The 10,855-nt window shown below is 65.2% G+C and carries 10 protein-coding genes; 7 read left to right on the forward strand and 3 right to left on the reverse strand.

Annotated features, from left to right (window positions below; translation table 11 throughout):
* The first annotated feature begins 72 nt into the window (after nt 1–72).
* The 7 genes from NP534_RS22925 to NP534_RS22955 all read left to right on the forward strand — a co-directional run bounded on the left by NP534_RS22925 (nt 73) and on the right by NP534_RS22955 (nt 7,146).
* Complete coding sequence (locus tag NP534_RS22925; RefSeq protein WP_274100214.1) at nt 73–906, forward strand: alpha/beta fold hydrolase; 834 nt, start codon at nt 73–75, stop codon at nt 904–906.
* Nucleotides 903–2,384, forward strand: coding sequence for an aldehyde dehydrogenase (locus NP534_RS22930; protein WP_047583887.1), 1,482 nt, complete (start codon nt 903–905; stop codon nt 2,382–2,384). The genes NP534_RS22925 and NP534_RS22930 overlap by 4 nt, the downstream gene beginning before the upstream one ends.
* A gap of 13 nt (nt 2,385–2,397) precedes the next feature.
* Nucleotides 2,398–2,883 (forward strand): flavin reductase family protein, encoded by a 486-nt coding sequence (locus NP534_RS22935; RefSeq protein ID WP_033697321.1) that lies wholly within the window; start codon nt 2,398–2,400, stop codon nt 2,881–2,883.
* A gap of 84 nt (nt 2,884–2,967) precedes the next feature.
* Entirely contained in the window at nt 2,968–3,357 is a 390-nt protein-coding gene (locus tag NP534_RS22940; RefSeq protein ID WP_033697320.1) for a carboxymuconolactone decarboxylase family protein, read from the forward strand.
* 88 nt (nt 3,358–3,445) lie between these two features.
* On the forward strand, nt 3,446–4,210 hold the full coding sequence (locus NP534_RS22945; RefSeq protein ID WP_033697319.1) for a GntR family transcriptional regulator: 765 nt from the start codon (nt 3,446–3,448) through the stop codon (nt 4,208–4,210).
* A 2-nt stretch (nt 4,211–4,212) separates the two neighbouring features.
* Nucleotides 4,213–4,776 carry an NUDIX hydrolase gene (locus tag NP534_RS22950; RefSeq protein ID WP_033697318.1) on the forward strand — a complete coding sequence of 188 codons (564 nt, stop codon included), beginning with the start codon at nt 4,213–4,215 and terminating at the stop codon, nt 4,774–4,776.
* A 186-nt stretch (nt 4,777–4,962) separates the two neighbouring features.
* Nucleotides 4,963–7,146 carry a response regulator gene (locus NP534_RS22955; protein ID WP_274100215.1) on the forward strand — a complete coding sequence of 728 codons (2,184 nt, stop codon included), beginning with the start codon at nt 4,963–4,965 and terminating at the stop codon, nt 7,144–7,146.
* Nucleotides 7,147–7,153: 7 nt separating this feature from the next.
* Here NP534_RS22955 and NP534_RS22960 read toward each other — a convergent pair whose 3' ends face one another.
* From NP534_RS22960 to NP534_RS22970, 3 genes are all read right to left on the reverse strand, one after another.
* Complete coding sequence (locus NP534_RS22960; RefSeq protein WP_274100216.1) at nt 7,154–9,319, reverse strand: response regulator; 2,166 nt, start codon at nt 9,317–9,319, stop codon at nt 7,154–7,156.
* A gap of 86 nt (nt 9,320–9,405) precedes the next feature.
* The gene (locus NP534_RS22965; protein WP_033697315.1) at nt 9,406–10,038 is read right to left on the reverse strand and encodes a LysE family translocator; all 633 of its coding nucleotides are present in this window, start codon (nt 10,036–10,038) and stop codon (nt 9,406–9,408) included.
* 66 nt (nt 10,039–10,104) lie between these two features.
* Nucleotides 10,105–10,719, reverse strand: coding sequence for a LysE family translocator (locus NP534_RS22970; RefSeq protein ID WP_047583884.1), 615 nt, complete (start codon nt 10,717–10,719; stop codon nt 10,105–10,107).
* Nucleotides 10,720–10,855: the final 136 nt, after the last annotated feature.

The raw sequence follows: 10,855 nt of genomic DNA on the forward strand, positions 1-10,855 counted from the left end.
ATAACAACAACCAAGACGGGCCGGGGCGTGGCGTGCTTACCCGCCGCGCCCGACCTTCAAGGAGCGCCCTCCATGATTCAGCCTGTCGCTGAACGTACACCGGCCGGGACCAGTTACCTGGTTCAAGGCCAGGGCCAGGCTGTGGTACTGATCCACGGCGTGGGCCTGAATAAAGAAATGTGGGGTGGTCAGTTCGTTGGCCTGGCCAACGACTACCGCGTCATCGCCTACGATATGCTAGGCCACGGCCAGAGCGCGCTGCCAGCCGCCGACACCAGCCTGGACGGCTACGCCGCCCAACTCGCCGAGCTGCTCGACCACCTGCAGATTGCCCAGGCAACCGTGATCGGCTTCTCCATGGGCGGCCTGGTGGCCCGCGCCTTCGCCCTCGCCTACCCGCAGCGGCTGGCGGCGCTGGTGGTGCTCAACAGCGTGTTCAACCGCACCCCCGAGCAAAGTGCCGGGGTAATTGCCCGCGCCGCCCAGGCTGCAGAACTGGGCCCCGACGCCAACGTCGACGCCGCCCTCGACCGCTGGTTCAGCCGCGAATACAAGGCCGCCAACCCGGCCCAGGTCGCCGCCATTCGCCAGGTACTGGCGAGCAACGACCCGCAGGGCTACCACACCACCTATTCGCTGTTCGCCACCCAGGACATGTACCGCGCCAGCGACCTGGGCAGTATCCAGGTGCCGACGCTGATCGCCACCGGCGAACTCGACTCGGGCTCCACCCCGGCCATGACCCGCCAGCTTGCCGCCAGCATTCCGGGCGCGCACAGCGTGGTCCTCGCCGAGCAACGGCATATGATGCCGGTGGAAGCACCGCGTGAAGTCAACAAGATGCTGTTGGACTTCCTCAAGCAAGCCCGCACCCTCACCGAATCCGCCAAGGGGATTGTTGCATGACCCTCGTACGTTTCCAGATGTGCATCGACGGCCAATGGCTCGATGCCCAGAGCGGCAAGACCTTCGACAGCCTCAACCCGGCCACCGCCCAGGCCTGGGCGCAACTGCCCGACGCCGACGAAGCCGATGTGGAGCTGGCCGTGCAGGCCGCTCAGCGCGCGTTCGACAGCAAAGCCTGGCGCAGCATCACCGCCACCGCGCGCGGCAAGCTGCTGCGCCGCCTGGGTGACCTGATCGCCGAGAACAAGGAGCACCTGGCCCAGCTGGAAAGCCGTGACAACGGCAAGCTGATCCGCGAAACCCGCGGCCAGGTCGGCTACCTGCCAGAGTTCTTCCACTACACCGCAGGCCTTGCCGACAAGCTCGAAGGCGGCACCTTGCCGCTGGACAAGCCGGACCTGTTCGCCTACACCGTGCACGAGCCGATCGGCGTGGTCGCCGGGATCATCCCGTGGAACAGCCCGCTGTACCTGACCGCGATCAAGCTGGCCCCGGCCCTGGCCGCCGGCAACACCATCGTGCTCAAGCCGTCCGAACATGCCTCGGCGACCATCCTCGAACTGGCTCGCCTGGCCCATGAGGCCGGCTTCCCGCCGGGCGTGGTCAACGTGGTCACCGGCTACGGCCCAAGCACCGGCGCGGCGCTGACCCGCCACCCGCTGGTGCGCAAGATCGCCTTCACCGGCGGCGCCGCCACCGCCCGCCACGTGGTGCGCAGCAGCGCCGAGAACTTCGCCAAGCTGTCGCTGGAGCTGGGCGGCAAGTCGCCGAACATCATCTTTGCCGACGCCGACCTGGACAGCGCCATCAACGGCGCCGTGGCCGGCATCTATGCCGCCTCCGGGCAAAGCTGCGTGGCCGGCTCGCGCCTGCTGGTGCAGGACGAGATCTTCGACGAGTTCGTCGCCCGCCTGGTCGAGCGTGCCAAGCGCATCCGCATCGGCAACCCGCAGGACGAGGCCAGTGAAATGGGCCCGATGGCCACCGCCCAGCAACTGGCCGTGGTCGAAGGTTTGGTCGCCGCGGCCAAGGCCGAAGGCGCCAAGCTGCACCTGGGCGGCAAGCGTGCCGAGGTCGAGGGTGACGGCTGGTTCTACGAGCCGACCCTGTTCGAGTGCGACAGCAACGCCATGACCATCATGCAGGAAGAGGTGTTCGGCCCGGTGGCTGCGGTCATCCGCTTCAAGACCGAGGAAGAGGCCCTGGAAATCGCCAACGACTCGCAGTTCGGCCTCGCCGCCGGCATCTGGACCCGCGACCTGGGCCGCGCCCACCGCCTGGCCCGCGACGTGCGCTCGGGCATCATCTGGGTCAACACCTACCGCGCGGTCTCGGCCATGGCGCCGATCGGTGGTTTCAAGAACAGCGGCTACGGCCGTGAAAGCGGCATCGATTCGGTGCTGGCCTATACCGAGCTGAAGACCGTGTGGATCAACCTGTCCACCGCGCCCATGCCCGACCCGTTTGTGATGCGTTGAGAGGTAGCACGAGATGATCGAACCAGGCATCTACAAAGACGTGATGGGCTCGTTCCCGTCCGGCGTTACGGTGGTCACCACCCTGGACGCCGACGGCGGCATCGTCGGCATCACCGCCAGCGCGTTCAGCGCGCTGTCGATCGAGCCGGCGCTGGTGCTGTTCTGCCCCAACTACGCCTCCGACACCTACCCGATCCTGCGTGACAGCAAGCAGTTCGCCATTCACCTGCTGTCTGCCGACCAGACTGCCGAGGCTTATGCGTTTGCCGGCAAGGGCAAGGAGAAAGCCAAAGGCATCGACTGGCACCTGAGCGAGTTGGGCAACCCGTTGCTGGCCAAGGCCACGGCGATCATCGAGTGCGAACTGTGGCGCGAGTACGACGGCGGTGACCACGCGATCATCGTCGGCGCGGTGAAGAACCTGGTGCTGCCGGCTGCGCCGGTGACGCCGATGGTTTATCACCGGGGCAAGCTGGGCGCCCTGCCGCCACTTGGCTGACAGACACCGACCGTCCTGCTTTTAGGGGCCGCGCTATCGCCTCACCCTCGGTAGCGGCCCCTGTTTTCTTCCGGAGTACAGTGCATGAGCAACGAAAAGTACGAGAAAGGCCTGCAGATCCGCACCCAGGTGCTGGGCGAGGAGTACGTCAACCGTTCCATCCAGAACGCCGACGAGTTCACCAAACCGCTGCAGGAGCTGGTCACCGAGTACTGCTGGGGCCATGTCTGGGGCCGCGATGGCTTGTCGCTCAAAGAGCGCAGCATGATAAACTTGGCCATGATTTCCGCGCTCAACCGGCCCCACGAACTCAAGCTGCATATCCGCGGCGCATTGCGTAATGGGCTGAGCCGTGAACAGATTCGCGAGATCCTGCTCCAAGTCGGCATTTATTGCGGCGTACCCGCGGCGGTGGACAGTTTCCGCCTGGCCCGCGAAGCGTTCGCCGAAGCCGATGCGGAGTCAACCCGTTAACAACGGGCTGTTCGAACCACTGCAAGGAGTGCCAAGGTTCCAGGCACTCCGCGATGTTGGCGCAACAGCCTCATAAAGAGCGCACCTGATGAAACGCCAGCCACTCGACGACAGCTTCAAGGTCAACCGCAACCCCGTTACCCTGCGCGAAATCGTGCTCGACAAGCTGCGCGCCGCGATCATGAACTTCCATCTGCTGCCGGGTGACCGCCTGGTAGAACGCGACCTCTGCGACCGCCTCGGGGTCAGCCGTACCTCGGTGCGAGAAGCGCTGCGCCACCTGGAATCCGAAGGCCTGGTCGAATTCGCCGATGCCAAAGGCCCGCGCGTGGCAATCATTACCCTGGAAGATGCCCGCGATATCTACGAGCTGCGCTGCGTGCTCGAAGGCCTGATCGTCCAGCTGTTCACGCTCAATGCCAAGGCCAAGGACATCCGCGCCCTGGAACGCGCGCTGGAGGTCAACCGCGAAGCGCTGGAAGAAGGCGAGCTGCAACAGGTGCTCGACTCGGTGCAAGGCTTCTACGACGTGCTGCTGGAAGGCTCCGGCAACCAGGTCGCCGCCCAGCAGCTGCGCCAGTTGCAGGCACGCATCAGCTACCTGCGTGCCACCTCGGTCTCGCAAGAGAACCGCCGGGGTGCCAGCAACCGGGAGATGGAAAAGATCGTCGAGGCGATCAAGGGCGGCGACCCGCTGGTTGCCCACCAGGCCTCGGTCGATCACGTCCGCGCTGCCGCCAAGGTAGCCCTGGACTACCTGCGCCAGAAGCAGGATGACAACACCAAGGTGCGCGACATGGTCGAGCCCCTGGCCCTCAAAGAACCCCGTATAGAACCCCGCATAGGCCGCTGACCATGCCCAACGCCCCGCGCTACTGCCCGCACTGCACCACGGAACTGGCTCGGGGCGTTCCCACAGGCGACACCCACGAACGCCTGCGCTGCACCGCCTGCGGTTACATCCATTACATCAACCCGAAGATCATCGCCGGCTGCATCATCGAGCGCGATGGCAAGTACCTGTTGTGCCAGCGCGCCATCCCGCCGCGCCCTGGCACCTGGACCTTGCCTGCAGGCTTCATGGAAGCAGGCGAAACCACCGAGCAGGCGGCGTTGCGCGAAGTGTGGGAAGAAAGCGGCGTGCACGCCGAAATCGTCTCGCCCTATTCGATCTTCAGCGTGGCCAAGATCAGCGAGGTGTACATCATCTTCCGCGCCATCGCCACCCAGGAGACCGGGCAGTTCGGGCCGGAGACCCTGGCCTACAAGTTCTTCGAACCGGGGGAAATCCCCTGGGACGAAATCTACTATCCGGCGATCCGGCAGATTCTAGAGCGCTACATTCTTGAGCGCCAGGCGGGGGTTTACGGCATCTACATGGGCAACGACGATACCGGCAAGGTGCACTTTATTCGCTGAGCCTGGTCCGGCCCTTTCGCGGGGCAAGCCCGCTCCCGCAGGCCACCTTTGAATCCGAATGCAGAGGGGCACCTGTGGGAGCGGGCTTGCCCCGCGAAAAGGCCGAACCAGGCGACATAAAGGCCTCGCCAATTGGCCATTCTCGGTGCACCCTTATGCTCCCAGGCAAAAGGATCGGCAGAGCACATGGCGAAATGGCTAGATGGCGGCGGGCTGATGGCCGAACACATCCGCCAGCATGATTGGCACAGCACCCCACTTGGCCCGCTGCAGGCATGGCCCAGCGTACTCAAGACGACGGTGGCACTGTGCTTGGGCTCGCGCTTCCCGCAGGCAGTGCTATGGGGCAATGAGCTGATTACCCTCTACAACGACGCCTTCACCGAGATTCTCGGCAGCAAGCCACAGGCCCTGGGCCGCCCGTTCAGCGAGGTGTGGCAGGAAGCCTGGGGCGAGATCGGCGCCATGGCCGACCGCGCCCTGGCCGGTGAAGCGGTGTTCATCGAAGACTTCCCGCTGGTCATCGACCGAAACGGTGGCCCCGAGCGCGCCTATTTCACCTTCTGCTACAGCCCCATCCGTGGCGAGGACGGCAGCGTGCTGGGCATGCTCGACACCGTGACCGAAACCACCACCAGCGTGGTCAACAGCCAGCGCCTCAACTTCCTCGACGGCCTGGGCCGCGAGGTGGCCAACGCCACCGACCCCGAGCGGATCATGGCCATCACCACGCGCATGCTGGTCGAGCACCTGCAGCTTTCCAGCTGCGCCTACGCGGTCATGGATGCCGACCAGGATGGCTTCAACATCTGTGGCGACGCCGTGGCAGCCGGTTCGCCACGGTTGATTGGCCAATACCGCCTGGCCGACTTCGGCCGTCTGGCAGTCAGCCAGTTGCGCGCTGGCGAGCCGTTGGTCATCAACGACAACCTCAGCGAACTGGCCGCCGAAGAAGCGGCGACCTTCCAGGCCATCGGCATCACCGCGACCATCTGCATGCCGCTGATCAAGGACGGCCGCCTGACCGCACTGATGGCCATCCACGACAAGGCGCCCCGGGTGTGGACCGGCTACGAGCTGCGCTTGATCGGCGAGGTGACCGAGCGCTGCTGGTCGCATATCCAGCGGGTCCAGGCCCATGCCGAAGTGCGCGAGGCGATGGCGGCGCTGGAGGCGCTCAATGCCACGCTGGAACAGCGCGTCGACCAACGCACCAGCCAACTGCTGCACACCGAAGCCGTCTTGCGCCAAGCGCAGAAGCTTGAAGCCATCGGCCAGCTCACCGGTGGCGTGGCGCACGACTTCAACAACCTGCTGACCATCATCCGCTCGTCGCTGCACTTCCTGCAGCGCCCCGACCTTGAGCAAAGCCGTCGCGAACGTTACCTGAAGACCATGGCCGACACCGTCGACCGGGGCGCCAAACTGACCGGCCAGTTGCTCGCCTTCGCCCGCCGGCAGGCATTGAGCCCGCAAGTGTTCGAGGCCGGGCCCCGCCTGGAGGCCATGGCCGAGATGCTCGATACCGCCACCGGGGCGCGTATCAAGGTGGAACTGCAACTGCCCGACGCGCCTTGCCATATCCGCGCCGACCTCAGCCAACTGGAAACGGCGGTGATCAACCTGATGCTCAACGGCCGCGATGCCATGGCCGGCGAAGGCACCTTGCGTCTGCACCTGTTGGCCGATCAGCGCATGCCCGCGCTGCGTGGTCAGCCTGCGCCGGCGGGCACGTTTGCGGCCATTTCGGTGGTCGACAGCGGCGTCGGTATTGCCGCGCAGTTGCTCGATCGCATCTTCGACCCCTTCTTCACCACCAAGGCGCCCGGTGAAGGCACCGGGCTTGGCCTGTCCCAGGTGTTCGGTTTCGCCAAGCAGTCCGGTGGCGATGTGGCCGTGGTCAGCGTCGAGGGCGAAGGCACAACGTTCACCCTGTACCTGCCGCAAGAGGCCCCGCCTGCCGAACCGGCCGACGTCACCGCCGCCCCCACCCAACCCGAGGTCGGCAAGGCCCGAGGGCGGATACTGGTGGTGGAGGACAACCCCGACCTCTGCACGTTCACCGCGCAGATTCTCGAGGACCACGGCTACCGGATCAGTTGGGCAAATTCGGCAGAGGAAGCGCTGGCCTTGTTGGCCGGCCCGGCGGGCGATTTCGATGCCGTGTTTTCCGATGTGCTCATGCCCGGCATGGGGGGCTTGGCGCTGGCCCGCGAACTGCGGCGCCAACGCCCGCAACTGCCGGTGATCCTCACCTCGGGCTACAGCGATGCGATTGCCGAAGGCGGCCACCAGGGCTTTACCTTCCTGGCCAAGCCGTACTCGGCCGAGCAGGTGTGCCAGATGCTGGCCAAGGTGCTGGGAAGCTGAACAGCGGCTAACGCGGGGCGGCCAGCAACCGCGCCACACTCTGCGCCAGCTCGGCGCGCCGGTACGGCTTGCGCAACACCTCGAAGCCCTTGAGCTCGCGGGGTGTAAGGTTGGCATAGCCGGTGATGATCAACACCGGCAGGTCAGCCTGGCGCTCGCGCATCTGTTGGGCAAAACGCACCCCGGTCATGTCGGCCATGACGTGGTCTGTCACCAGCACGTCCGGCTGCCAGCCCTGCTCCACCCGCTGCAGCGCTGCCGCGGCACTGCTCGCTTCGCACACCTCGTAACCCAGGTCGCGCAACTGCAAGGCCGTGGCATGGCGCACGATCTCCTCGTCGTCCACCAACAGAATTCGGCTGGCACGGTCGGCCAGTGGCGCCTCTGCACTGTCACTGTCACGGCCAACCGCGGCGACATCGCTGATCGGCAACCACAGCGTGGCCACAGTCCCCTCCCCCTGCTGCGAGCGAATCGCGAAGCCGCCGCCCGACTGCACCGCCAGCCCCTGCACCATCGGCAAGCCAAGGCCGGTGCCCTTGCCCACGCCCTTGGTGGAATAGAACGGCTCGATGCAGCGGCGCAGCTGCTCATCGCTCATGCCGCTACCACTGTCGCGAACCTGCAGCCAGGCCAGCGGCGCGGCCGTCATGCCCATCGGGTTCGGCGGGCCGTCGGCATCGAGCCCGGCGACGATGCTCAGGGCACCGCCGCCGGCCATGGCGTCGCGGGCATTGACCACCAGGTTGAGCAGCGCCAGCTCCAGTTGATGCGGATCGACCAGCACGGCGGGCAGCAACGGGTCGACTTGCACCTGCACGGCAATGGTCGGCCCAAGCGAGCGCGCCATAAGTTCGCGCATGTCCTCCACCAAGGCAGCCAGCGACACGGCTTGTGGCTTGAGGGTTTGTCGACGGGCGAAACTCAGCAAGCGCCCCACCAGGTTGCGCGCCCGCTCGGCGGCCTGCAGGCCACCGTCGATCAAGCGGGGAGCTCGCTCGGATTGCGGGTGCCGACGCATCAATTCGAAGGAGGCAATGATCGGCGTGAGCATGTTGTTGAGGTCATGGGCGATGCCACCGGTCAACTGGCCGATCATCTCCAGCTTGTGCGCTTCATGCAGTTGCAGAATCGCCGCCTCGCGCTCGGCCAGCACGGCCGCGACGCGCTCCTCCAGGCTTTCGTTGAGCAGGTGCAGGGCACGCTCTGCACGGGCATGGGTAATGGCCGCCCAGGCTTGCTTGGCGGCATCCTCGACCAGTTGGCACTCGTCTTCGAAGCAGTGATGTGGCGTGTGAAAGTGCACGGCAAGCATGGCTTCCAGGCGGCCGGCGCGCAGCACCGGCACATGCAGCGTGCTACACAGGCCGCTCAGCGGCGCCGATGCGCTGTCATAAGCCTGCTGTACCACCTTGCCCGCCGCCAACTGCTCACGCAGCGATGCCCCGTAGGTGGCGTAGCGGTGCTGGCCGACCCTCGAAGGCAGGCCATCAGCCCAGTCATGCGCAACCTTGTAACCTGTGCCGTCGCCCAGGTCCTCGCCGAAACACACCTGCGTCGCCCCCAGGTGCTGGGCGAGGCGTGCCACCACATAGGCTTCGATACGCTCCGCTTCACCCAGCCCAGGCAAGGTGCGGCCCAGCTCCAGCAAAAAAGCCTGGCGCTGTTGGAAACGAACCCGTTCGGTGGTTTCAGTCACCAGGCACAACACCCCGCCAACGCTGCCATCGGCTTCGCGCACGGCGGAATAGGAGACATCGAAGTACACGGTCTCACCCAGGCCGCGACGCTCTATATAGAACGGGCGGTCCTTGGCTGAAAACGTCTGGCCGGTTTCACGCACGCCACGCAGCAGCGGCTCAAGGTCGTCCCACAGCTCACGCCAGTTGTCCTCAGCCGGGCGCCCCAGTGCCTGGGGATGCTTGGTACCAATGGTCGGTGCATAGGCATCGTTGTAGAGCGCTACGTAAGTTTCGCCCCAGAACAGCACGAACTGCGCCTGGGCCGGCAGCAATGTAGCCATTACCGCCTGCAGGTGGGGCGACCAGTGCTCGGGGGGGCCGAGCGGCGAGCTGCTCCAGTCCATCGACTGCAGCAGACCACCGATGGTGCCGCCGTTGAGCAGAAAATGCAGTGGCGGAGTGTGCGCATCGCGTTGCTGTAACAGGTTCATGTCTGGGAAGCCCCGGGCACCTTGCTATCCATCTTACGATAGGAGCGTTGCAATCAACGGTTCGTTCCACAGAAATCAGCGGTTGTTCAGCGGCGCCCTTCGGCCAGCATGCGCAGGGCAAGGCCGGCCAGTACGGTGCCCATCAGCCAGCGCTGAACCTGCTGCCACACGGGCCGGCCACCGAGAAACACGGCGATGGAACCGGCCATCACGGCGATCAGCGCATTGACCGATACGCTGATCGCGATTTGCGTGCAGCCCAGCACCAGCGACTGCACCAGTACACTGCCGTGACCGGGCTCGATGAACTGCGGCATCAGCGACAGGTACATGACCGCAATCTTGGGGTTCAGCAGGCTGGTGGCAAAACCCATGGTGAACAGCCGCCGCGGGCTGTCGGCAGGCAGTTCACGTACCTGAAATGGCGAGCTACCGCCAGGCCGCAGCGCCTGCCAGGCCAGGTACAGCAAGTACAGTGCGCCGCCGATGCGCAGCACGTCATAGGCAAACGGTACCGCCATCACCAGCGCGGTGATGCCCAGCGCCGCGCAGAGCATATAGATGACGAAGCCCAAGGCCACGCCGCCAAGGGATATCAAGCCGGCGTTACGGCCTTGGCAGATCGAGCGAGAAATCAGGTAGATCATGTTCGGCCCGGGCGTCAGCACCATGCCCAGGCAGATCAGCGCGAATGTCAGCAGTTGGGCGGTTTCGGGCATGGGGCACATCCTGGCTGTGCGAAGAGAAGCGGCAAGTGTATCCGAGCCACGTCAGCGCCGGTAGGTTCAGCCCAACTGCCCGGCAATCAGCCCCAGGGCCACCGCGATCATGGCCAGGCCCGATACCCGCCCGACCATCTTCGCCGCCCCAGGCCGGGTGCTCAGTACGGCCTTGGCGCCATAGCCCACCAGCGAATAGATCACCAGCGAGCTGCACAGGTGCACCAGCCCGAGCAACAGGATCTGCAGCGGCACGGGCCAGCTGGAGTGTGGGTCGGTGAATTGCGGCAGCAGGGCAAGAAACAGCAGGAACACCTTCGGGTTCAGCCCACTCACGCAAAAGCCCTTCAATGCCCAGCGCGAACCGGAGTCCCCCACGCCGTCCTGCCCCGCCTGCGGCACACCCGGGCTCAGCAGCAGGTTGCCGCCCAGCCACAGCAAGTAGGTACAGCCCGCCAGCGTCAGCAACATCAGCGCCAGCGGGTGCCCAGCGAGCAGGCTGCCCACGCCCGCAGCCACCACCAGGGTTGCCAGGAAGTGCCCCGACAACATGCCTGCCACCGCAGGCATCACCCAGCGCCCGCGCATGCCCGCGGAGATGGCATACGCCCAGTCCGCACCTGGGGTGATCACGAACAGCAACGACACGGCCCAGAACGCCGTCAGCACACTGATTGCCACTTGAATCTTCCTTATGTGTTGTCTTGGTGTGCAGAAAGATTACGGATTCCGTCGGGGCATTTTCTTTCGTATATTCCCCACCAACATACAAATACTGGAAGATTCTTCTCAATGGACCGGACAGATCGAAAAATCC

Source organism: Pseudomonas sp. 39004 (assembly GCF_028682155.1).
GTDB classification, from domain to species: Bacteria; Pseudomonadota; Gammaproteobacteria; order Pseudomonadales; family Pseudomonadaceae; genus Aquipseudomonas; species Aquipseudomonas capeferrum.

What these genes read in the sequence shown, in the direction of transcription:
- NP534_RS22925 (WP_274100214.1), top strand. Translation starts at nt 73, where the DNA reads ATGATTCAGCCTGTCGCTGAACGTACACCGGCCGGGACCAGTTACCTG.
- NP534_RS22930 (WP_047583887.1), top strand. Translation starts at nt 903, where the DNA reads ATGACCCTCGTACGTTTCCAGATGTGCATCGACGGCCAATGGCTCGAT.
- NP534_RS22935 (WP_033697321.1), top strand. Translation starts at nt 2,398, where the DNA reads ATGATCGAACCAGGCATCTACAAAGACGTGATGGGCTCGTTCCCGTCC.
- NP534_RS22940 (WP_033697320.1), top strand. Translation starts at nt 2,968, where the DNA reads ATGAGCAACGAAAAGTACGAGAAAGGCCTGCAGATCCGCACCCAGGTG.
- NP534_RS22945 (WP_033697319.1), top strand. Translation starts at nt 3,446, where the DNA reads ATGAAACGCCAGCCACTCGACGACAGCTTCAAGGTCAACCGCAACCCC.
- NP534_RS22950 (WP_033697318.1), top strand. Translation starts at nt 4,213, where the DNA reads ATGCCCAACGCCCCGCGCTACTGCCCGCACTGCACCACGGAACTGGCT.
- NP534_RS22955 (WP_274100215.1), top strand. Translation starts at nt 4,963, where the DNA reads ATGGCGAAATGGCTAGATGGCGGCGGGCTGATGGCCGAACACATCCGC.
- NP534_RS22960 (WP_274100216.1), bottom strand. Translation starts at nt 9,319, where the DNA reads ATGAACCTGTTACAGCAACGCGATGCGCACACTCCGCCACTGCATTTT.
- NP534_RS22965 (WP_033697315.1), bottom strand. Translation starts at nt 10,038, where the DNA reads ATGCCCGAAACCGCCCAACTGCTGACATTCGCGCTGATCTGCCTGGGC.